This is a genomic window from Moorena sp. SIO4E2 (assembly GCF_010671945.1).
In the GTDB taxonomy this organism is placed as follows: Bacteria; Cyanobacteriota; Cyanobacteriia; order Cyanobacteriales; family Coleofasciculaceae; genus Moorena; species Moorena producens.
The window spans coordinates 38149-59392 of sequence record NZ_JAAHIE010000018.1 but is presented as its reverse complement, the minus strand read 5'-3'; the positions used below and the strand labels follow the sequence as shown (position 1 = coordinate 59392).

Here is a 21244-nt window from a genome sequence, read left to right as displayed (position 1 = left end):
CTGAATTATTCTGTCCCAAAAATCATCTTTACTGATATCTAATTCAGATGCTGTCTGGGCTTGATCGATTTCTTCTCCAGACACTGTTACGAAATCATCTTTACTGACATCTAATTGATCAGATGCTATCTGGGCTTGATCGATTTCTTCTCCATACACTGTTACAAAATCGTCTTTCATACTGATAACTGTCCAACCACGCTCATTGGCCAAATCAAAAACATTAATATCATCCTCGGACTTTTTATCGTATGGACAGTCAATGTCAGGGTCATCAACAGCATAGGGACATTCACGGGGATCATTATGGTGAAGCAGCATCATTAAAGCTGGACCTTGGTCATCATCAGTGTAGTCAAGCATTTGGAAATCACCACTGGAATTACCAACCGCCATAATTGGTGTTTTCCCAATGTAGCGGTCAATCCCCACGACTTTACCTGCTTTATCGTTAAAAGGTTCCACCAGTTCTCGCTTCTTGAGCAAGACATAAGTTCCATCGTCTTCTGGGTCAATATACTCGGTTTGGGTGGTACTACCAATGATGTTTTCAGGGGGAATACCGTAGGCATCTTCGGCAAAAGAGCGAATGAAATCTGTTCCACCCCCAGAGCAAATATAGACCTTGAAATCATTACTTTGGAGATAATTGACCAGTTCAACCATGGGCTGGAAGGTCAGCTGGATGTATGGAAAGCCAAGGTATGGATGATTTTGTGTATCCAGAAATTCCCTAGCCTCCTGTTTATACTGTTCCGGTGTCATTTCCGGTAGTTCGAGATCTTCTAGGATGACATCCTTTTCAGTTAAAGAAACAAGTGTTTTAAGATCTGGCAATGCATTGCCTAGCCGATCTAGGATAAATAACTCCTGAATATATGCTGGTTTTTCAGTCCACAGGGTTCCATCATTATCAATCGTGACAATGCGTCCGCTCGGAGGAACGTAATTACAACTGTTAGGATTGGTAACCTCTTCCACAAAGTTAATAATCGTGTCTTTAGTCGTACCCTCATTCCAAGATACTAAGGGGTCATAGTCTGCAGCAGCGGGGGGACATGCCACAAAGCCTCCTAGGCAAAAGACTGATAACAGAATTGAGAAGAAAACTAAAAAGGTTCTTTTTTTCATGATCTAAGAGCTGAATTACTTTGTGCCAACCAAAGACATCGTTACTCAGGTAAATTATTTTGTTGATAGAAGCGAAACTTTAAGCATTCAGCATTCAGCTATCAGCTATCAGCTAATGTGTTAGGTCACAGCGTCGTTCGCACAGCGTGGCCAAAGGCCAAAGCCTGTGCCATGCTCCTTGAGGTGCTTATCCCTTATGGGCACGCTACGATACTTTTGAATAAAATAAGCTGTTCCCGTAGGGTGAGCCTTGGCCGTTGGCCACGCTACGCGAATAGCTTACGACTGACGGCTGACGGCTGAATGCTGACGGCTGTTCGCTTAGCGTGCGCGTAGCGCATATGCTGACGCGAAACCCAACATTACAAAGCCTGGTTGTTAGGTTTCGCTTTTGGAGGAAGAAGTAACGAAACTCTCAGAGTTTGAGACCGCTTACTCCAACAGACAAGGGGCTAAAATCCACAAAGATATGCCCTTTTACCCCTTATTGAGTGGAGTATTTGTCCATATCCTCAACAATTTGGTCAATGATTTCGTTAGGATTTAAACCAAAGGGAGGTTGACTGGGCGGATACTCTTCAAAGGTATTCAGGAACTGCTGAACCAGACCTATTGCTGGCAGCATCAAGTAATTCCGGCGAGACCACCATTCATTGTAGTTATTGGAATCGGTATCCGCACGCTCGTAGGGATCCCGACGCAAGTTAAACAGCTTCGGAGCCCGCAGTTCCACAAACGGTTCCCGCCACACATCAAAATAGTGAGCTCGTTGTTCCGAAAAGACTATTTTCCAATCCCCAATGCGAACCCCTGGCAGCTGACCTTCATCATTGAAGTAGATGAAGCCCGGACGCTCTCCTTGCTGGTTATCGGGATCCGTCAAATAGGGCAACTGATTGAAGCCATCGAGATAGGTGCCGCAAAGATTGGTGGATTCATCCGTACAATCTTGCTTCAAGGTGTCTTTGAGGTCATCCACACCAAGAGCAGCCATCAGGGTTGGCACCCAATCCAAGTGAGAGAAAATCTCATGGGATACCGTTCCAGCGGGGATATGATCAGGCCAGCGTACCAGTGCTGGGACGCGGTAGCCGCCTTCCCAGTTGGTGTTCTTCTCACCCCGGAACGGGGTCAGACCGCCATCAGGCCATTGGTTGTAATGGGGACCGTTGTCCGTTGTATAGATGACAATCGTATTGTCGGCAATGCCCAGATCCTTCAGCAGGTCGAGCAACTCTCCTACATGGCCATCATGTTCTAGCATGCCATCACCGTAGAAGTTCTGACCGCTGATTCCCTTGACCTCATCACTAATGTGGGTATAGTAATGCATCCGGGTGGAGTTAAACCAGGTAAAGAAGGGCTTCTGGTTTTCCACCGCTGTTTCAATGAACTCCTTCGTCCGGTCTAGGAATTCCCGATCTACGGTCTTCATGCGCTCAATGTTGAGCGATCCCGTATCATAACATTCCTGATAGCCCAACTCGCCAAAGCGTTTTGAATAGTCTGGATCTCCAATGATCGGTTCCTCGTGATATTCACCAGGCGTTGCTTTGCAATCCAGAACTCCGCGAGGTCCAACATTTTTGGCATACCAGCCATCTGGTCCGCCCGGATAGTCCACATTCTCCGGCTCTTCTTCTGCATTTAAGTGATAGAGGTTGCCAAAGAATTCGTCAAAGCCATGCACTGTGGGCAGAAACTGGTTCATATCCCCCAGGTGGTTTTTGCCAAACTGTCCGGATGTGTAACCCAAGGGCTTCAGCATTTCTGCCAAGGTGGGGTCTTCGTCCTGGATGCCATAGGGTGTTCCTGGGAAACCGACTTTCAGCAAGCCAGTCCGTAAAGCACTTTGCCCAGTGATAAAAGCTGCCCGACCGGCGGTACAGCTTTGCTCGGCGTAGTAGTCCGTAAACAGCATGCCCTCATTGGCAATGCGGTCGATGTTGGGCGTGTCGTAACCGACAATGCCCTTTTCATAAGCACTGACATTAGTCCAACCAATGTCATCTCCCATAATCACCAGGATGTTGGGCTGGCCTTCTGTGTCGGCAAGTGCGATTCCCTGGTTAGTCACTGGGAGGAAACCTACTAGGGTAAAGGTGATCGTTAGTAGGATCGCCATCACCCCATTGAATAATCGCTTCCCAATCTGGGCATTGTCATGACTGCCCTTGGAGCGATTAGCTCTCAAATATTTCATTAAGGCTACCGTTATATCAAACGTTTAAACTTTTGTGTTGCAAGTTTTATGCACCCGTTTGTTAGTATCTCACAGTTTTTGCATCACAAAACTTTTTTTTTGATTGACTGTGATTGAAAATCTCTTGAGCACTGACCAGATTTTATCTGTCTAAATCAGCTGAAATATAGAGTGGGTAAGGACTTGGCTGATCCAGATCTTTTCTGAAATGAGGATTCCACGAATATATATATATTTCTTATTCAGATCTCCATAAATATATAAGAAAAACTAATGCATTAACATGATTATTATTCTTAAATAATTTACTAGAATAATAATCATTAATATCACCAAAATAAACGTTAATTAATGTTAACAAATCGGGGGGGGTAGTCTAAGTATGATAGGATAGTATTTTAAGCAGTAATAAATTTTAAAATTTATTAAAAATTTAACCTATTCGATACTTAAACTACTATAATGCGTGGCCTGGAAAACCTCGTTAATTAATGTAAAAAAAACGGCAATTTTATTTTAAGTATGATAAGATAGTATTTTAAGCAGTAAAAAGTATAAAATTTATTAAGAATTGGGTATATCCGGTAATTGTTCTGGTAAGATGCTAATTTTGAAGTAAGCATTCAGGTATCAGCCATTGGCCTATAGCCAAGCTAGGTGAGGTCACAGGCTTGAAGCCTGTGCCACCCATATGCTTACAAAAAAGCGATCGCAAAAAAGCGTCCGCTTCTTATCGACCCAATCAAGGTTTCATGTCTGTATTATCCCAATCATCCCGCACTGATTAAAAAGCGTCCGCTCACAGATACTCAAGGGAGCATGTCAATTTTGTTAATCCCTGTTCAGATCCCCCTAAATCCCCCTTAATAAGGGGGACTTTTAAATCTAATTCCCCCCTTTTTTAAGGGGGGCTAGGGGGGATCTATGTACCTAATTACAAAGGTGACATGCTCACAGATACTCAACATGCCCAACCATTTCCTCTGGCTTATAAGTCTCCTGAATCAAAACTAAGCCTTTGAGCATCAGGAAAACAGCAGGAAAACGCAAGCAAAACAGAGGATGCGATCGCAACCGCCACTATCTTCTTCTAAATACAGTTAAAACTTATTCATAAACCCTGATAAAAACAGTAAATCAACTCCCGGCAATAACCAGGGAGAGCATAGTTCCAAAAGCTGGCGTTGCTGAATCTTTGAATTAATAGGAGTAGAGTGGGCATCCTGCCCGCTCCAAAAGATATCGAACAGGCAAGATGCCTATTCCACAGGTGCGACCCAAGGGCGATTTACTCGCCCATTGGAAAGCGCACCTACTCTTAAAATCATTCCATTATTAAGAGTTTTTAGGTGCGCTTGAGCGATCTAATTATTAAATTCGCGCTTAGGCGCGCGCCTCCTAGGGCGAGTAAATCGCCGTTGGGTCGCATCTTTCGGCAAAGCCGACGCGGGGCGCGAACGGGTCGCATCTGTGGAATCGGCATCTTGCTGTGGAACTGGCATCTTGCCAGTTTCATGATTATTGTCGCATCTGAGGAATCGGCATCTTCCTGTGGAATTGGCATCTTGCCAGTTTCATGATTATTGTCGCATCTGAGGAATCGGCATCTTCCTGTGGAATTGGCATCTTGCCAGTTTAAATATATTGTCGCATCTGTGGAATCGGCATCTTCCTGTGGAATTGGCATCTTGCCAGTTTAAATATATTTTCGCGCGGGCAGGATGCGGCATCAGGCGTGGAACTGGCATCAAGCCAGTTTCAACATATTGTCGGGCGGGCAGGATGCCCACTCTACTCCTATTCAGCGCGAAGATTCAGCAACGCCACTTCCCTTAGAGTCAATAGCTCTCAAATATTTCATAACTGCTCCCGTCTCCATGGTAGTTTCACCTTTGAGTGTTGCAGGTCTTCTGCACCGGTCCTATGTCACTGATGCAGAACATTTGTACTAAAGCTATAGCTCCCTCATCGGTTTTAGCTTGCTCGGATAGTACATAGTTCATAAGTTGTGCAACTTTGACTGTGCAACTTTGACCTGCTGTCTATTTAAGCTTAAACATAAACGGTTCCCCTCAATACTCAAAAATTCCAACTTTACTAACCATAAAAATAAAATAGTCTTTGACGGGACAATAATTAGTTTTATCTATAATTCGTTTTGTTAAGCGTCGTCATATATCGTCTCAAAATCAGGTACAATCGGCTTTTAAGATTCTTGTCTAACTTCTGGTTTCCTCTGCAACGTTTTTGAAGGCAATTCCCCAAACATGACTCTGTAATCTCTAGCAAAATGGCCTCCATTCCAGAAGCCAAATTGGTTAGCCAGGATTTCTACGCTACAACTGTCTGGATCACTTGCCTTCAGGCACCTGCGCACCGCATTCAGCCGTCGCACCTTGAGATAGCGCATGGGACTCATGCCAAATAACTCCTGAAACCCATAGGACAAAGCTGAACTGCTAGAGCCCAATCGTTTGGCTAGCTCCTTCAGGGTCAGGGGTTTTTCCAAGTGGGCTACTATTTCTTGCTCCGCTTGGGCTATCAACTTTCTGCGCCGAGAGGGTTTGAGGGTGGGGGTGGCACTGCCTTGAATCGGAATGGCTTGAATCACCAATGGAACGAGATCATTTGCCACCAGCTGTTGAACATGGGGCTGCTTCAACCAGTCAGGTTGATGTTGCGCCAACCAAAATAGTTCCCGCAGATAGTCCTTGATCTCCCCAATCCGATCGGGCAATATACTCACATGATTTTTGGCGAGGAAGCGATCGTCCAAATCATAGCGCTGCAAGTGATTGGCACAAGCTTCAAAGATTCCCACCGGGATGAATATGTCTACCATCATTCCCACTTGAGGAGTCACGAAGCCCGTTTCCCGTTGCCGATCAAAACCATTCAAATCAGTTTGGGGACACAGGGGCTGACCGTGGCCATAAAAATGGCCTCCTTTAGCCTCCCAAACCAACGCAAAAGTTAAATATCCCTGCTGTTTCGGACCTCTTACTTGAACGGATTGATTGGCGCTAATACGTGTGAAATATAAATCACCAATCTGGGTAGCCAAAAACTCACTCTGGAACGAACCACGAGAAAGCTGAATAATTTCCATTTGGCTATAAGTCAAGAACTCAGTAAACTCATCCACATCCGTAAAACGACCGGAAATAATCTTGGAACTTTCTGCGGTAGATTGGTCTAAATATTGACTAGAATTTGCTGCTTTAAAACTCATGACTGCTTGAGATAAAATACATTATAATTCGTGGCAGTTGTCTGTAAGGAGGTACCTCGGCATTGGAATTTTTGAGAGTAGGGAGTAGGGAGTAGGGAGTAATAAAATTAAATCTACCTCATAAGTATGATCAATTATATCAACTATTTGCTAATATATAATTTTAAATTATCTCATGAAACCAAATGCTGATTTATCATACAGTCGTTTTCCTATTAATGAAGTACACACACGGATTCTTTCCCTGTTCCCTGTTCCCTGTTCCCTATTCCCTCTGCCCTATTCCCTATTCCCTGTTCCCTATTCCCTTTCACCATCAATTATAGTTTCACATCTCAACTGAAAATTCTATAGCTGACAGCTGACAGCTGACTGCTGAATGCTTACTAACATCCTACCTTAACAATAATTATGAAATCCCAAACTGAGCAAATTGTTACTACCCTTCAAGAATTAACCAAAGATGAATACTTCAGCCTAGTTGGTGACGCTCCTTATATAGTTATTCCTTGGGAAGTGGACGATAAAGGTTCTTTTTCAGTGGAACGCTTTCTAGTCGATAACACCGGTCTTATGCCCTTTACTCCTGAAGAGTTTCTCAGTCAGATTCGCGCAACCCAATCTCAACCTGTGAGCGCCCATTACCAAAATCTGATCGCACTGCTGCAAGCTAATTTCTCAGAGTTAACTATCTATGGCTATCGCCTTCCTACACTACCAGAAGAATTGGAAGAGGGATTTCCCATTCAACAAAGTATCTTTGGCTCCTTAGGAATTCCGATGCTAATTGGTTTATCAACAGCAGGAGAGTGGATTGGATTAGGTATCAAACAAACCTGGCGGTGCAACTCATCACCACAATTTATGATTCCGGATCTAGAATCTGTCCAAGACAATACCGCTGCACTAGTTGAGCAAATCCAATCTATCACCAATCAAATTACTCATAAAGCCCAAGCAGAGGAAGAATTGACTTTGGGAGGTTTCGAGGTAGTGATCACCACTAGTCGCCACGAAGTTATGCAAAAATTATTGGATACTACGGGATTTTTAGAGATTAGCGAAATCAATGAATTTATTAGAGTTCGAGATGATTACGGAAATGAGATAGAAGAGTATCAGGAAACAATAGCACAGCTAGAACAAGAACTAGTAAAGTTAGAGGAAGAAGGAGAATTATCAACGGAACAATACCAAGAGGTTCAAGAAGAATTGTCAGAACAAAGAGAAGGATTAGAGGAAATCCAAACAGAATGCAAGTTCGAGATAGATTTGAGAAACCTGTTTGCCACTCAACTGGTAAATTCCAAAACTTACCATCTTAACTTCAATCTGTCTGGGGAATGGTGTACAGTTCACTATGCCTTAGGGGAAACTCACGATCTCGATTGGGTAGTAGTAGCAACAAGTAGTTATACTCTTTGAGGGAATCACAGGAAGAGCAGGAGATGGGGAGATGGGGAGATGGGGAGATGGGGAGATGGGGACTTAGATCAGCAACTGGCTCTCCACAACTGCTTAGGTGCCCTTGAGCTGCTCCGTTCGCGTAGCGTGGCCTACGGCCTCAGTCCCTGCTCCCTGCTCCCTCTCTCACTATTGGTGATTTTTCAAACCCTATCTTATCACAACTCGTTGAAAATTGTGATAAGATAGGGTTTGAAAAAAATCAGGATTAATCAAAAAGTTAATATCCGATATTCGGGATTAATGGCGATAAAAAAAACTAAGTGTTAGTTAAAATAATTGCTTTTCACCGATTCCCGATTCCCGATTCCCGATTCCCGATTCCCGATTCCCTGTTCCCGATTCCCTGTTCCCTGTTCCCTAAACGATATGCAAATTATATTTCGTGAGTTTAACCCATTTGATTTGTGGATTTGGATAGAATTTAGCACTGTTCCTTCCTATCGGGAAAAGGAATATGTGGAAGAACTGTTCAATTCCTGGTTTTTATTAGGTAAATTGGGAGGATTTGATGCAGAAAACCTGCCAGTGCAAGAGGTTGGCCTAGAAATCAGCTACATGGAATATGATGATAGAGTAGCGGAAAAGAGTTTAATGGCCTTGATGCATAATCAGGGCGAGTTTGAGTATGAAGGCACTTGGGGGCGCTGCTGGTTTGATTTAGGAACTAGTGATGCGATCGCTCTTGATATTTTAATTAATTCTCTCCGGCAACTTGCCAAAGAATATGTGGAGATTGAAAAATTAATTATAGGTGGTGAAAACGACGATTGGCCAGTACAGGATCGGAGCAAATCAATGTTTTACGAGTCTAATTTAAACTAAGTCCTACTAATCACTTAGCAAATCGTGGGTGGATTGTAAGCATATGCGCTACGCGCACGCGTACGCGAACAGCGTTCAGCTGTCAGCGGTCAGCTTAGAATAAAATTGAAAGTCTGGGGAAAAGCCCTTGGCCTTTGGCTGATAGCTGAATGCTTACATTACCCATCACCACTTAGTAAAAAAAATACCAATTCAATTAGGGTGGGCAAAGTAATCTAATCATTAATACTGATTTGAACCAAACTGTTTTTGCCCACCGGACAAGCTCAAGTAAAAAAAATACCAATTAAAGTAGGGTGGGCAAAGTATTCTAATCTAGAATTATCAAAATAAGCAAACTGTTTTTGCCCACCCTACTTGATTAGGGATTAAACCGCCTCTAGATTCCTTTCCCCAGTCCTAATCCGGACAATTTGCTCAATGGGACTGATGAAAATTTTACCGTCGCCGATTTTACCAGTGTGAGCAGCAGCGAGAATTTTTTCTACTGCCATGTCAACTAAGCCATTTTCAACAACCACTTCTAGCTTGACCTTGGGAAGAAAGTCTACTCTGTACTTTGTACCGCGATACTGTTCAGTTTGACCTTTCTGCCGTCCAAATCCCCGAACTTCAGACACGGTCATGCCAACGATACCAGCATTGACTAAAGCGATTTTGACGTCTTCGAGCTTATAGGCTCGGATAATTGCCTCGATTTTTTGCATTTTCCCAGCCCCTTACTGGGGCTTCCACTCCAATTAACTAACACCAGCATGACATATATACCACGAAAAATAAATTTTTCTGTAAAAAATAATACATTTATGATTGGTCATTGGCTCATTGCGATGTTCTTGACTGTCTTGCTCAGGGAGGATATAGCGCTACGCGCAAGTCAGAAGTTAGAAGTCAGAAGTCAAAAGTCAGCGATTACTTACGTTTCGGAGTTTAGGAATGTCCTAACAGTAGCGCATAGTGCTATAAGTGGGAATCCCCCTCCCGACTCCCATTAACCCAATAATTTGTACCTCACCCAATTGAGAAGTGCTATCTCTTCATTGAAATCCCAGTGCTAAAGCTCCCTGGTAAAATATCAAGCTAGCTACCCAAGCCAACCCTAAGGAAAACACTAAGGAAAATAGGGTAAATTTCCATGATTTTGCCTCATTAAATAGGGTAACAACGGTAGTTAAACAGGGAGTGTAGATTAAGCAAAAGATACAAAAACTATATCCTTGGATAAATGTCACTGTATCAGTTATCTGCTGACTAACAGCAACGGAGTTAAGTCCATAAATTACAGCTAAAGAGCCAATCACAATTTCTTTAGCAATGAAACCAAAAATTAGAGCTAGGGTTAAATGGGGATTAATACCAATGGGATTCATGACCGGACTGAAAAATTGTCCAATTTGCCCGCCAATGGTATCCAATCCTGTCGCTCCTGGCGGTAAATTCGTGATGAACCAAACGGCAACACAGCCAAAGGTAATAAACCCAGATGCTCGTTGCAAAAATTCTTTGACTTCTCCCCACCCTCTAAGTAACACTTGTTTGAGGGTGGGAATTCGGTAAGGGGGTAATTCTATAATAAAAGGTTCCTCGTTTTTAAAGACTCCTTGGAAAAGAGCAGCAGTGACAATGGCGGCTACAAAACTAAGTAGGTATAGGGAAAATAATACTAACGCTCCGTTACCATGGGGAAATACAGCAGCAATGATAAAGACAAATACCTGGAGTCTGGCAGCACACAAAGCAAAAGGAATCACTAGCATAGTTAGCAGTCGCAAGGCTTGCGATCGCATAACTCTAGTTCCCATTAATGCGGGCACATTACAGCCGAATCCCATCATTTGCATCACAAAACTGCGACCATCTAACCCCAACCGTTCCATAAAGATATCCATTAAATAGGCAGAACGGGATAGGTAGCCACTATCTTCTAGAATTGCCATTAAGATAAAGAACAGCACAATTAATGGAACAAAGGAAGCAACGGTAGCTAAACCGTTCCAAATCCCATTAATCAAAAAGTCTTGAATCACTGTGGGTAAGGGTTGGATGACAGGCTCAATTATGGCACCTTGAATCCAGCCAGTCATATCATCCATCAGGTCTTGAGAGGGGAGTCCCACAGTCCAAACCACCCAAAATACCAGGAACATTCCTAAGAAGAACAAGGGTAATCCCAATATCGGATGCAGCAGGAACTTATCAATCCTGGCAGTTAAATTGACTGCCATCTCAGAGGGCATTTCTACCGCACCATTTAGTACTGATTCTATCTCTTTAGTGGAAATAGAGCTATGCTCAGATAAACGAGTTTTTAGATTATCTATTCGATTATCTCTATTAATCGATTCTTCTTGTGCGTTTAATGTTTTAGAAATTTCTAGGTATGCCCTCATATAGCCGTCTCCATACTTGGCACTAATGAGGAACACAGGCATATCCAAATTATCGGATAATTTTTCTGTGTTGATTTTAACTCCATATTGCTTAGCTTCATCAGCCATATTCAGCATCACCACTGCAGGTAAACCTAGGGCTTTTACCTGCAATGCCAAGCGAATTTGACGGTCAATTTGGGAAGCATTGAGAACAATAATAAATAGATCAACAGCAAAATTTTCTAAGAAGGTTTGAACAATTTTCTCATCATCAGAAAATCCGTTCAGGTCATAAATTCCTGGTAAATCTACGAATTCCGTAGGTTCGCCATTGAGTTGGACATTAGCTTGTAGTAGATCTACAGTAATGCCGGGCCAATTGCCAACGTGAGCACTGGTACCTGTGATACGGTTAAAGAAGGTTGATTTGCCCGTGTTGGGCATTCCTAGCAAGGCAACTCGCTTAACCCCTTTCGAGTCTTCAATGACGGCGGTGCTGGTATTATGGCAAGAGGTCATAATGTTACTGGCAGATATTTGTTTAAGCTCTGCAGGCTATCGGGGGGCCTTGAACAGTAACGATTATATAGCAATATAGCGGTTTTTAATTGGGTGAGGTACAGAATTTTGGGATTTTAGGGAACAGGGAACAGCGGATCTGGGAACAGGGAACTCAGAAGAGGGAATAGGGAACTTCGGAATTGGGAAAAAATCCTGTGTATCTCATAAGTATGGAAAACCCTATATTTCCGATTACTATAGCAATACGCCGTCGGGTATTTACAAATAATGGTGAGGCATAAATTACTACAAGCTTTGTAAAACTTGGCTTGCCTGTTGCCTGTTGCCTGTTGCCTGTTGCCTGTTGCCTGTTGCCTGTTGCCAGCCCGTAGCGCTATAACTATTAAAGCGATTCGGCAAAGCCGACGCTACGCGATCGCTAAAGTATCGCTGATACAAATTGCAGCTAACCATCACGTGATTGTCTGACCAATTCACCAGCTCGATACTGTACAACTTATAGCAATTCTCATAGCTATGAGAATTGCTATAGTCTTGGAAATAGGTGGTGCAGCTGACTTTACTACCGAGGTCCTGATGCCAATAATCATCCAGCATAGGTTTTAGGTTCAGCTTGCGGGTGACATTGTAGGCTAACCAACGCAAAAATTTATCTAGGTTAGTGAGAATTTCAACATCCACTCGTTGAAGGTTCAAACGCACAGTTTGGTAACCCTGAGTTTCTGCATGAGCCAGAATCCTGACCATCAGGGATGTTTTACCCATCTGTCTGGGTGCTTTAATATGAATAAAGGCTCCTGGTTTAACAATCTCTTCGTAACACCTAAATTCATAGGGGACTCGCTCGACATAAAATCGGGAAGTTAAAGGAACTCTTCCTTCTGGTAACTCCAACTGCTGCGATTGAGGATTGAAGATTTGGGATTTGGGATGGTTAGGAAAAAGAACATTTGAGATCTGTTGCTTAGCTGTAGATTGCACCTTCCCTTTGTAGTAAGGCTCTAGTCCCTGTCTCAATACCCCAATCAGCTCCTGAGTATGACTCGATTCTTGATTGACCTGTCGTCTTTCGAGTACACTGCGAAAATTGGTTTTACTGACTTTTTCCCCTAGTGCCTCTGAGAACAGTTTCCATAATTTAGGGGCAACGGTCTGCTTGATATAACTTGCTGAATAGCCTAACTCTTGAGCGATCTGGTCATAGGTTTTGCGTTGCCCTTGCCAGGATTTTTGCAAAACTGCTCTTTGGATATCACTCAGATATTGCCCTGTGTTGGAAAACACTAATTGTTCAGCAAATCCTAATCCTTCCTGAATATCAATCAGGTATTGTGAGTTAACAATGGCCATTTACTTTGCACCCTACATGATTCTTGGCTGCTAACCTGAGTGTGATATAACCATAGAAAACTGCTATAATACCAGGTCAGTAATCAAAATTATGGGTAGAAGCAAACCAAAAGATGATTACCATTTTGCTGAAATCCTAATTGCTTCGTTCTTTGGCTTCGCCTACTTCGTTATCAGAGTGGGAGAGTTTGAGAGGGAAAAGAATACCCCGTCCTCTTAGGTCGGGGATGAATTTTTCCTCTCAAATAGTGTTAATATAAAAAGTAAGGGTCTCAAAAAAACTGGGTATTGACCCTACTCAGCTACCCTCGGTGCGTTCGCGTAGCGTGGCCATAGGCCAGGGAAAGTTACGCCCATGGAGATAACAACCAACTAGGTTGTGCCTGGGAATCCCCATTCCTCTTAGGATGGGGAGGTTCAAATCAAATTCCGTTAGCCTACATCTTTAGTAAGGCTTACGAAAGTTTGCGATCGCGTTTGCAGAAGGTATGGCTTAGGTATAGATTGTGTACAATATATAGCAGCTCTCAATACCCAATTGAGAACTGCTATAGTTTGGTAATTTGTTAAGATTGCTAATTTCTTGAGACGGCCAGCTTAGGCTTGCTGTTTCTTTTTGCCCTTGAGGGTTGCACCAACACCGAATGCACCCACTGTCAGCAGACCTAGCACTGAAACCGGTTCAGGGACAGATGTAGTTTCTAAGTTTGTAGTTTCTACGTTTAATGTAAATTGTCCCACCATGTCCCAGTAACCATTTGGACCGGGCTAATTCTCCAAAGACTGAAATCCCTGGATTGGCGGTCTCTCCATTGAAAAACAAATTCAAACCGTAATCACTGCTGCGATTAGCAAAATCGCTTCTCCCATCACCATAAATCGTAAATGTATGGATACCTTCTGTTAGTTCAAAGTCGATGTTGCGAGTACTTGAGCCATTAATGAATTCACCGTCTTCACCATCGCTGGTAACGAACAAGTCCCAAAAGCTATTATCAGCACCGGTATCCCAAACAAGTGGACTGTTCGTACTTCCTGATCCATTAGTCGCAAATTCAATCAGTCCAGTTAAGCTTGTTGCTTGTGCGCTGCTAGTCGTTCCTAAGGTGACTAAGGCTAGGCTGGTGGTAGCAACTGTTAATTTGGTGAGTAATTTTTTAGTCATTGTATTTTTATCAGGCTAAGGGGTGATAGATGCTAGTCTAATCGGGTTTTTTTTTGCCACATTGAACTGGATTGCTTATTTTCAGTATGTCAATCCATATCAAAAAATAAAATATCTAAAAGTTCGTATAACTTCTTAAGGTTTTGAATTGGGTCAATCTCGATTAATTACGAACTTTTTAATTAACGAGTTTGCGACTTAATAAAGAAGATTAAAGTGATGGAAGTTTGCGTTCGCGTAGCGTGGCCTACGGCCAATCGCGTTAGCTAAACGTATGATTTATGTGTAGGTTATGTATAATATTTATTGAAGCCAAGCTCAACTAAATGGCACGTTCCAATTGCCCTGAGATTAAGCATGATAGCTTGATAGCTTTAATACCAATAGGACTTACGAAGTTTAGTTGGGTTCGCCCCCCTAACCCCCCAAATATGGGGGGTACTACTGAGAAAGTCCCCCAAGTTTGGGGGATTTAGGGGGCAATGGGTAAGTCCTGACCAAAATCAAGCGATCGCTCTACTCCAACTCGACAAGGGATTCGCTTCATCGTTGCCAGGGTTTGCTGCTGTAGCACCATGCGATTGGCCGTAGGCCACGCTACGCGAACGCATCTTGAGGTGAATCAAACGGACCCCAAGGTTGGAAAATTTAGGTTAGTATCCGAAATAGCCATTCTGTTATCCTATCCACAGGTGCGACCCGTGGCGAATTTAATTCTTAATGCGGAAAGCGCACCTTAAGATTTCCGTAACTGGTTTGCTGATTTTTGTTAATGTACCTCATAGTTATGCAAACCGCCGTAAGTCCGGAAGAGCCAAAAAAATTCCCCTTTCTGTTTAACCATTCCAGTATTCAGCAACGCCGAAAATAAGCGAACCGGGAGTTTTAAGGCATCTTTTGTTGGAAGTTGGGTCTATTGATGGTTTCTTGCTACTAAGCAGCAGTAGGTAAAATAAAATTACGCCTGATCTAAATTAAAAACCCCTCTTGTCCCATAAGGGTTTCGAGACTTGTGAGCCAGCGCGGTGGACGAGTTCCCCGGCATAAAGCGACTGGCGTTGGCGCAGCCTCTCCGGAGGAGATACCCGTAAGGGTTCAAAATCATGGTTTTGGAACTATTGAGGAAATTACAAGGGTTTCAACCCTTAATTGACATTAAAAGTAAATTATGAATACTAAAGGGGTAACTAGACTTGTCCATGAAGACTGTGGCTGATCGCACAAGGGCAAAACAAAAATTTAAGAGTGGAGTTAAATGGATCGGCTGGTCAGGGATGCTGACCATAGCTACTGCTGGTGGCTTGCTACTCTACAACTGGAATCAGAATCGTCCCTCCGAGCCAGTAGAGGTAAGTCTGTTGGCCGTGGAAGAAGATTATCTTGAGGAAGTGATTAACGAGAGCGGGACGATGGAACTAGGTGGTCAACAAACTCTCCAATCTCCAGTAGATGGCACAGTAGAGCAGATACTTGTTGGTGTGGGTAATAGTGTTGCATTAGGTCAGACACTGGTAATTCTGAGGGATCCAGAGCGCCAAACTGCCCTTGCGCAACAGCAGTTAGAGATTCAGAAACAAGAACTGAAGCTAGAGCGCAACCGTCAGAAAACTATTGAAGCCTCCCAAAAGCTGACAGTGGCTCAAAAGGAACTCCAGGCACTTGCCTTCCAAGAGGTAGAGATGCGCAAGCAGGAACTCCAGCTGGCTCGCAACCGTGAAAAAGTTCTAGAACTTACTGCAAAACTCAACGCTGCTCAACGGGAACTCCAAGAAAGTGAGGTTCTCCTGCAAAAGGGCTTTATTCCAGAAAATGAACTTCAGCAGCAGAAAGACCAAATCCTAACGATTAAATCTCAATTGCGGGATGCTGAGTTAGCCGTTGAAACCACGGTACTCGAACTGCAGAGTCTACAACAGCAGCGCCAAAGTAAACAGCGGGAACTGTCAAACCAAGTTCTGACTGCTGAAGCTCAATTGCAGGATGCTCAGTCACAGGTCAGTACAGATACTCATGAACTGGAACGCCTGAGACTGGAGAGAAAAAAAATTGAGGAGGAAATACAGAAAAACCTTGTCAAGGCAACCCTGAATGGAACAGTGCTGGAAATCAATGTCAAAGTTGGAGAAGTGGTCAAGCTGGGCGATGCTCTGCTGACCCTCGGCAATCCCTCACAAGGAATAGTAAAACTCCAGCTTTCACCCCTTGATGCTGTCCGCGTTCAAGTCAATCAAATTGCCCGCGTTAGAGTGATTGGACCAAACGCCAAAAGTTTCACTGGCAGAGTTCAAAGCGTGTCAAAACTGGCAACTACCTCAAATAATAATGGTGAGAAGGGAAAAAGCTCTGGTCAAGCCACGGTGACTGCAACTATAAAGCTGGATCGACCCAGCAAGACGCTGATTCCTGGTAGCAAATTGGATGTTGAGATTATTGTGGCTGCACGCCAAAATGTAGTAGTTTTGGACACGGACGTGATTCAAAATTCTGGAGCTAATGCCTTCGTGTGGGTACGGGATACTCAAGGCAAGGTTCAAAAACGCAGTGTAACACTGGGGCTAGAGGCCTTAACAAAGGTAGAGGTAACGTCGGGACTACGCCCTGGCGACGTGATAGTTTTGCCCCCCACTGGATCGTCCCTAAACCCAGGAATGCCTGTTATCCCCAAAGCAGAGCAGTAAAGCAAATCGAAGCAATGGTTGCTCAAAACTTTTCAGAAGCAGCCAAAACACTTGCTATTTATTTATTTGTTTATTTATTTATTTATTTATTTATTTATTTATTTTGAATTGCTCATGAGCATCTCACCCCTTGACTTAGTTGCTCTAACTTACAACTCTCTAAGTGGTAACCCCTTACGTTCTTTGCTAACAACCCTGGGCGTTTTTATGGGGGTCGCTTCAGTCAGCGCCACCTTACAAATACGCAGTATCAGCCGAACTGTTATTGAACAACAACTAGCCGAGCGAGAAGCACCTCAGTTGAGCGTCTATTATTGGACCAACGATGGCAGAAAGCTTCAGCTAGAAGATATGGAATTCTTAAAACAGAGAATGGTAGGCTTGTATGCCATCAGTACCTATACTGGGTTTGATAGCGGTCAAGTCATCTTCCAAGATAAGCAGGCGAACCTTTCTATCCATGCAGTTTCCCAAGACTACCTGCTGACTTCGGGTCGAGCAATCCTGCAGGGGCGGTTCTTCAGTGTTGCTGATTTTGCCAACTATCGACCTTTGGCGGTCATAGATCAATTTTTGGCAGAGCAACTTTTTCCTGGGCAAAACCCGATAGGGCAACGCCTTTATGCCGCTGACCAGCCCTATATCGTCATAGGGGTAATCGAAACTAAGCTAAGAACTGCAGAGTATAAACCAAACGGTGAGATGCTGGTGCCCTTGTCCCTCTATAGAGTTTTGAGCGGCGGTCGTGATATCGGAGGACTTCAGCTGCGCCCCAACAATCTCAAAGACATGAAAGACCTAGAACAGCAGGCTCAGCAGCTGTTATCCCAACGCTACCCAGGTGGAATGTTTTGGGCTCAGAATAACATTGATGATATCTTGGAGCAACGGCAAACACTGGTATTTGTTTCCCGGGGACTGCTAGTCCTAGCAATCATTACGCTTTTGGTTGGCGGTGTTGGCATTGCCAATATTACCCTTGCCTCAGTGGTTGAACGCACCCAAGAAATTGGCCTGCGGCGAGCAATCGGCGCAACCCAGACAGAGATTAGGCTGCAGTTTATTCTAGAAGCTGTTTTACTAAGTCTCGTTGGAGGTACAGTTGCGATCGCCACGGTACATTGGGCGACGATTGGGGTTGCCAATAAGTTTGAGTTGCCCTACGAATTTGAATTGGAAACGGCCACCTTGGCATTAAGCTCGGCAGTGGTGGTAGGGGTAGGCAGTGTTTTCTTCCCCGCCGTGCAAGCCAGCAAACTAGATCCAGTGAAAGCACTGCGCTCATCGAAGTAATATCATGTCCAGTTGAATACTTACACGAGGCGCGAAAGCAAGGCAGAGGGCAGAAGGCAGAAGGCAGAAGTAAAGGAGTAAGGTTTCAAGAGAGAAGGTTTTTTATCACTAATTATCCGGACTTGATATAAACAACTCTTCCCCATCGCCAATCCCTAATAAGCAACGGCAACCTGAAGCATCTCCTCTGGCGTAAGATGGGAATGCACCACTTCCCCATCACGGAACCAGACAATGCGCCTGGTGAGACGGGCTACCTCTGGCTCATGGGTTACCATCACTACGGTGATACCACTGGCATTGAGTTCCCCAAACAATTCCATCACTTCCCCAGTAGTGCGAGAGTCGAGAGCTCCAGTCGGTTCGTCGGCGAGCAAGAGAACAGGGTTGTTGGCAATAGCCCGAGCGATCGCTACTCTTTGCTGCTGTCCCCCAGATAATTGAGTGGGTTTATTATACATCCGATTTTCTAAACCCACTCGCTTCAAGGCTTCCTCGGCGCGATCGCGTCTTTCTGCCTTTGGCATCCCTGCATAAACCATTGGCAAAATCACATTGTCCAGCGCTGTCATCTTAGGCAATAAGTGGAACTGCTGGAAGACAAAGCCAATATTGCGATTGCGAATCTGGGCTAACTCTACATCAGTTAGCCCAGAAACATCTAGATTATCGAGATAATAGTGTCCTGAGGTTGGTTGGTCAAGACAACCAATTATATTCATGGTTGTGGATTTTCCCGAGCCAGATGTGCCCATAATTGAGCAATATTCACCCTGCTCTATAATCAGGTTAATGTTAGAAATGGCGTGAACTGCTGTATGGCCACTGCCATAAACTTTAGAAACCTCCTCCAAGCGAATAGCCACAGGTTGGTACTGATTACTTACCATTTGTGCAATTTCGATTGAATCATTGATTAGATTCGTTGGATTTCAACAAGTTAGAATAGCTAATGTAATTTTAGCAACATAGATATGGGATGTGTGAAAAGGATAAAGATTAAAAAATTCCCAATTCGCGCTTATTGCTACTTGGGTGATTAGATGTACAACAGACTTGACGTAATGATACCTCTGTCGGCAATTTTGGGGACGGTTTGTACTTTTGTCGTCCCTCAACCCTCTCAAACCAATCCTCATCCTGAGTTGCCTTTTAATCCTATCCAAACTGCCAATGCCACAAATCTTTTAGTAAACGTCAGTCCTCTCAATCAACAAGTTGGGCAAGCAGGCATTGTTGGTGAAGCTGGGGGAAATAGGGGAGAAGTCGCCGTGTTTCTTCCATCCATAAGCAGCGGAAAACACCGCCAGTCGAATGCTCTTAAAAAACCCGATGGCGGAACGCACAAAAGGGGAGACGCACAAAAGGGGAGAAGTTCGAGTGTTCCTTTCATTAATCCCAGTGGAAAGAGCCGTTTTTGGAGCGTTCCTCAGGAACACAAGACAGAGAGCAGTTCAGTGGTGCAGATGCCAAGTTTTGCTTCTCTAACTACCAATCGAAGTAACAACCAAACTCAACCTATCAAGGCAAATTTCCAGGAAAAAGCAGAACGGACTCAGCCCGATACTGAAACTAGAAAAGAACAAGAGCAGGAAGAATTAGCAACAAAGCCGCAGAAACTAAAATTAACCCTTTCTAATGTTGTCATCTTAGCCTTGCAAAATAATAGAATTATCAAAAACGCTTACCTTCAAAGGATAATTGACCTACAAGAACTGGCAGTAGCTGAAGATGAATTTGCTCCCAATTTTACCCCAGAAATGTTCGTTGAATTCAATCGTAACCAGTTAGGATCCACTCTAAGAACAGACAGTGAATTAAATTTAGCTGTAACCTTGGATCTCAATATCATCACTGGTGGAGACCTGAAGGTGACGTGGAGTCCTAGAGGTAGATGGCAAGACAGTAATAATATTAGCAGCATCGGAGACGACTTATTAAGTCAAAATTTAACTTTCAGTTTTATACAACCTCTCTTAAGGGGATTTGGAGTAGATGTCAACAGAGCTCCTATTCAGATTGCCCGGCAGGAAGAAGCGATCAACATTGTTGAGTTAAAATCGAATCTGATCAACACCATTACAAATGCTATCGAAGCTTACCTGAGGTTACTCCAAGCTCAGGAACAAATCAAAATCGAGCAGCTTTCCCTAGAGAGCGCCAAACGGCAAATGGAAGTTATAGAGGCTTTGATTGATGCTGGCAGGCGAGCACGGGTTGAACTCGTCCAAAGCGAGACAGAAGTGGCTAACCGAGAAGTGAGCTTATTAACAGCTAGGAATAGACTTGCTCAAGCTGGTTTAGATCTGATTGAGATTCTCGAACTTGAGCAAAATTTAGAACTAGTAGCTGCAGATATTCCGGCTCCAGTAGACTCAACCCCTCTGGATTCAGAGAAGCTACAGCAATTAGCTTTGGTAAACAACCCAGATTATTTGCAATCTGTGAGCCGATTAGAAATAGCTAAATTAAACCTATTGCTGGCAAAAAATGAAAGGCGCTGGAACTTAGATTTCCAGGTAGACTATGACTTAACTACCACCACTCTGGTAGGCGATGATACAATGGACTTGAGGGGCAGACTCACTTTAAAACGTGAATTGGGTAATCTTAGCCTAGAACAGGCTGTTGAACGCAGTAACATTCAACTCCAACAAGCCAATAACAATTTGCAGGAAGCACGTGAAACTCTAGAAATTGAAATTAATAACAGAATTAGAGATGTGAAATTCCATCTCAGACAGATACAAGTGGCGCGGCAAGCCAGAGAATTATCTGAACAACAACTACAGAACGAACGGGAAAAACTGAGATTGGGAGTCAGAGGAACTCGACTGATCGATGTTTTGGATTTCGAGAATGACTTGGTACAGGCCAAAAATAGGGAGCTTAATGCCAGGATTGACTATTTAAGAGCTTTGACAAGACTTGAGCAAACTGTCGGAATCACACTGGATAGATGGAATATCAAGATTGAGGCAGCTAAAGCCATCCCAGGTAGAAGGTGAA

At 43.6% G+C, this 21244-nt stretch carries 21 protein-coding genes; 10 read left to right on the top strand and 11 right to left on the bottom strand.

Features of this window, described 5'->3' with window-relative positions:
• A partial coding sequence (locus tag F6K37_RS04215) for an HAD family hydrolase (protein WP_287248388.1) occupies positions 1 to 1131 on the bottom strand: 1131 nt, incomplete at its 3' end.
• A gap of 117 nt (positions 1132 to 1248) precedes the next feature.
• Between F6K37_RS04215 and F6K37_RS04210 the strand changes: the two genes are divergently transcribed.
• Positions 1249 to 1434, top strand: a complete 186-nt coding sequence (locus tag F6K37_RS04210; protein ID WP_287248386.1) for a hypothetical protein — start codon at positions 1249 to 1251, stop codon at positions 1432 to 1434.
• 181 nt (positions 1435 to 1615) lie between these two features.
• Here F6K37_RS04210 and F6K37_RS04205 read toward each other — a convergent pair whose 3' ends face one another.
• From F6K37_RS04205 to F6K37_RS04190, 4 genes are all read right to left on the bottom strand, one after another.
• Positions 1616 to 3256 carry an arylsulfatase gene (locus F6K37_RS04205; RefSeq protein WP_502887727.1) on the bottom strand — a complete coding sequence of 547 codons (1641 nt, stop codon included), beginning with the start codon at positions 3254 to 3256 and terminating at the stop codon, positions 1616 to 1618.
• A 1029-nt stretch (positions 3257 to 4285) separates the two neighbouring features.
• Positions 4286 to 4408, bottom strand: a complete 123-nt coding sequence (locus tag F6K37_RS04200) for a hypothetical protein (RefSeq protein ID WP_287248381.1) — start codon at positions 4406 to 4408, stop codon at positions 4286 to 4288.
• Positions 4409 to 4679: 271 nt separating this feature from the next.
• Entirely contained in the window at positions 4680 to 5021 is a 342-nt protein-coding gene (locus F6K37_RS04195) for a hypothetical protein (protein WP_008181276.1), read from the bottom strand.
• Positions 5022 to 5540: 519 nt separating this feature from the next.
• A complete protein-coding gene (locus tag F6K37_RS04190) occupies positions 5541 to 6566 on the bottom strand; it encodes a helix-turn-helix domain-containing protein (protein WP_287248379.1) in 1026 nt (341 codons plus the stop codon).
• A 175-nt stretch (positions 6567 to 6741) separates the two neighbouring features.
• Here F6K37_RS04190 and F6K37_RS04185 point away from each other — a divergent pair, with 175 nt between their 5' ends.
• From F6K37_RS04185 to F6K37_RS04170, 4 genes are all read left to right on the top strand, one after another.
• Positions 6742 to 6909: a hypothetical protein gene (locus tag F6K37_RS04185; RefSeq protein WP_271970138.1), complete on the top strand. Its 168-nt coding sequence runs from the start codon at positions 6742 to 6744 to the stop codon at positions 6907 to 6909.
• A 68-nt stretch (positions 6910 to 6977) separates the two neighbouring features.
• A complete protein-coding gene (locus F6K37_RS04180; protein WP_287248376.1) occupies positions 6978 to 7991 on the top strand; it encodes a hypothetical protein in 1014 nt (337 codons plus the stop codon).
• A 39-nt stretch (positions 7992 to 8030) separates the two neighbouring features.
• The gene (locus F6K37_RS04175; RefSeq protein WP_287248374.1) at positions 8031 to 8219 is read left to right on the top strand and encodes a hypothetical protein; all 189 of its coding nucleotides are present in this window, start codon (positions 8031 to 8033) and stop codon (positions 8217 to 8219) included.
• A gap of 180 nt (positions 8220 to 8399) precedes the next feature.
• A complete protein-coding gene (locus F6K37_RS04170) occupies positions 8400 to 8855 on the top strand; it encodes a DUF3531 family protein (RefSeq protein ID WP_008181265.1) in 456 nt (151 codons plus the stop codon).
• 368 nt (positions 8856 to 9223) lie between these two features.
• On the opposite strand, the gene F6K37_RS04165 is transcribed toward F6K37_RS04170, so the two are convergent.
• A complete protein-coding gene (locus tag F6K37_RS04165) occupies positions 9224 to 9562 on the bottom strand; it encodes a P-II family nitrogen regulator (RefSeq protein ID WP_287248372.1) in 339 nt (112 codons plus the stop codon).
• 48 nt (positions 9563 to 9610) lie between these two features.
• On the opposite strand from F6K37_RS04165, the gene F6K37_RS04160 reads away from it, so the two are divergent.
• Positions 9611 to 9850, top strand: coding sequence for a hypothetical protein (locus F6K37_RS04160; RefSeq protein ID WP_008181263.1), 240 nt, complete (start codon positions 9611 to 9613; stop codon positions 9848 to 9850).
• A gap of 42 nt (positions 9851 to 9892) precedes the next feature.
• Here the strand turns inward: F6K37_RS04160 and feoB are convergent, their stop codons facing one another.
• From feoB to F6K37_RS04145, 4 genes are all read right to left on the bottom strand, one after another.
• Positions 9893 to 11746, bottom strand: a complete 1854-nt coding sequence (feoB, locus tag F6K37_RS04155) for a ferrous iron transport protein B (RefSeq protein ID WP_008181262.1) — start codon at positions 11744 to 11746, stop codon at positions 9893 to 9895.
• A gap of 288 nt (positions 11747 to 12034) precedes the next feature.
• A complete protein-coding gene (locus F6K37_RS04150; protein ID WP_287248368.1) occupies positions 12035 to 13099 on the bottom strand; it encodes an AAA-like domain-containing protein in 1065 nt (354 codons plus the stop codon).
• Positions 13100 to 13696: 597 nt separating this feature from the next.
• Positions 13697 to 13843, bottom strand: a complete 147-nt coding sequence (locus F6K37_RS44485) for a PEP-CTERM sorting domain-containing protein (protein WP_353837758.1) — start codon at positions 13841 to 13843, stop codon at positions 13697 to 13699.
• Positions 13782 to 14264: a hypothetical protein gene (locus tag F6K37_RS04145; RefSeq protein ID WP_287248366.1), complete on the bottom strand. Its 483-nt coding sequence runs from the start codon at positions 14262 to 14264 to the stop codon at positions 13782 to 13784. Before F6K37_RS04145 ends, F6K37_RS44485 begins: the two co-directional genes overlap by 62 nt.
• A gap of 575 nt (positions 14265 to 14839) precedes the next feature.
• Between F6K37_RS04145 and F6K37_RS04140 the strand changes: the two genes are divergently transcribed.
• The 3 genes from F6K37_RS04140 (at position 14840) to F6K37_RS04130 (ending at position 18235) form a co-directional block, all read left to right on the top strand.
• On the top strand, positions 14840 to 15004 hold the full coding sequence (locus F6K37_RS04140) for a hypothetical protein (RefSeq protein ID WP_008181247.1): 165 nt from the start codon (positions 14840 to 14842) through the stop codon (positions 15002 to 15004).
• 459 nt (positions 15005 to 15463) lie between these two features.
• Positions 15464 to 16942, top strand: a complete 1479-nt coding sequence (locus F6K37_RS04135; RefSeq protein ID WP_287248364.1) for an efflux RND transporter periplasmic adaptor subunit — start codon at positions 15464 to 15466, stop codon at positions 16940 to 16942.
• A 114-nt stretch (positions 16943 to 17056) separates the two neighbouring features.
• On the top strand, positions 17057 to 18235 hold the full coding sequence (locus F6K37_RS04130; protein WP_044492476.1) for an ABC transporter permease: 1179 nt from the start codon (positions 17057 to 17059) through the stop codon (positions 18233 to 18235).
• Positions 18236 to 18390: 155 nt separating this feature from the next.
• Here the strand turns inward: F6K37_RS04130 and F6K37_RS04125 are convergent, their stop codons facing one another.
• Positions 18391 to 19125, bottom strand: a complete 735-nt coding sequence (locus F6K37_RS04125) for an ABC transporter ATP-binding protein (RefSeq protein WP_008181244.1) — start codon at positions 19123 to 19125, stop codon at positions 18391 to 18393.
• A 153-nt stretch (positions 19126 to 19278) separates the two neighbouring features.
• Here F6K37_RS04125 and F6K37_RS04120 point away from each other — a divergent pair, with 153 nt between their 5' ends.
• Positions 19279 to 21243 carry a TolC family protein gene (locus F6K37_RS04120; protein ID WP_287248360.1) on the top strand — a complete coding sequence of 655 codons (1965 nt, stop codon included), beginning with the start codon at positions 19279 to 19281 and terminating at the stop codon, positions 21241 to 21243.
• Position 21244 lies beyond the last annotated feature (1 nt).

What these genes read in the sequence shown, in the direction of transcription:
- F6K37_RS04140 (WP_008181247.1), top strand. Translation starts at nt 14,840, where the DNA reads ATGCGATTGGCCGTAGGCCACGCTACGCGAACGCATCTTGAGGTGAAT.
- F6K37_RS44485 (WP_353837758.1), bottom strand. Translation starts at nt 13,843, where the DNA reads ATGGTGGGACAATTTACATTAAACGTAGAAACTACAAACTTAGAAACT.
- F6K37_RS04165 (WP_287248372.1), bottom strand. Translation starts at nt 9,562, where the DNA reads ATGCAAAAAATCGAGGCAATTATCCGAGCCTATAAGCTCGAAGACGTC.
- F6K37_RS04170 (WP_008181265.1), top strand. Translation starts at nt 8,400, where the DNA reads ATGCAAATTATATTTCGTGAGTTTAACCCATTTGATTTGTGGATTTGG.
- F6K37_RS04130 (WP_044492476.1), top strand. Translation starts at nt 17,057, where the DNA reads ATGAGCATCTCACCCCTTGACTTAGTTGCTCTAACTTACAACTCTCTA.
- F6K37_RS04185 (WP_271970138.1), top strand. Translation starts at nt 6,742, where the DNA reads ATGAAACCAAATGCTGATTTATCATACAGTCGTTTTCCTATTAATGAA.
- F6K37_RS04150 (WP_287248368.1), bottom strand. Translation starts at nt 13,099, where the DNA reads ATGGCCATTGTTAACTCACAATACCTGATTGATATTCAGGAAGGATTA.
- F6K37_RS04175 (WP_287248374.1), top strand. Translation starts at nt 8,031, where the DNA reads ATGGGGAGATGGGGAGATGGGGACTTAGATCAGCAACTGGCTCTCCAC.
- F6K37_RS04160 (WP_008181263.1), top strand. Translation starts at nt 9,611, where the DNA reads ATGACATATATACCACGAAAAATAAATTTTTCTGTAAAAAATAATACA.
- F6K37_RS04180 (WP_287248376.1), top strand. Translation starts at nt 6,978, where the DNA reads ATGAAATCCCAAACTGAGCAAATTGTTACTACCCTTCAAGAATTAACC.
- F6K37_RS04190 (WP_287248379.1), bottom strand. Translation starts at nt 6,566, where the DNA reads ATGAGTTTTAAAGCAGCAAATTCTAGTCAATATTTAGACCAATCTACC.
- F6K37_RS04120 (WP_287248360.1), top strand. Translation starts at nt 19,279, where the DNA reads ATGTACAACAGACTTGACGTAATGATACCTCTGTCGGCAATTTTGGGG.
- feoB (WP_008181262.1), bottom strand. Translation starts at nt 11,746, where the DNA reads ATGACCTCTTGCCATAATACCAGCACCGCCGTCATTGAAGACTCGAAA.
- F6K37_RS04145 (WP_287248366.1), bottom strand. Translation starts at nt 14,264, where the DNA reads ATGACTAAAAAATTACTCACCAAATTAACAGTTGCTACCACCAGCCTA.
- F6K37_RS04125 (WP_008181244.1), bottom strand. Translation starts at nt 19,125, where the DNA reads ATGGTAAGTAATCAGTACCAACCTGTGGCTATTCGCTTGGAGGAGGTT.
- F6K37_RS04205 (WP_502887727.1), bottom strand. Translation starts at nt 3,256, where the DNA reads ATGGCGATCCTACTAACGATCACCTTTACCCTAGTAGGTTTCCTCCCA.
- F6K37_RS04195 (WP_008181276.1), bottom strand. Translation starts at nt 5,021, where the DNA reads ATGCCAATTCCACAGGAAGATGCCGATTCCACAGATGCGACAATATAT.
- F6K37_RS04135 (WP_287248364.1), top strand. Translation starts at nt 15,464, where the DNA reads ATGAAGACTGTGGCTGATCGCACAAGGGCAAAACAAAAATTTAAGAGT.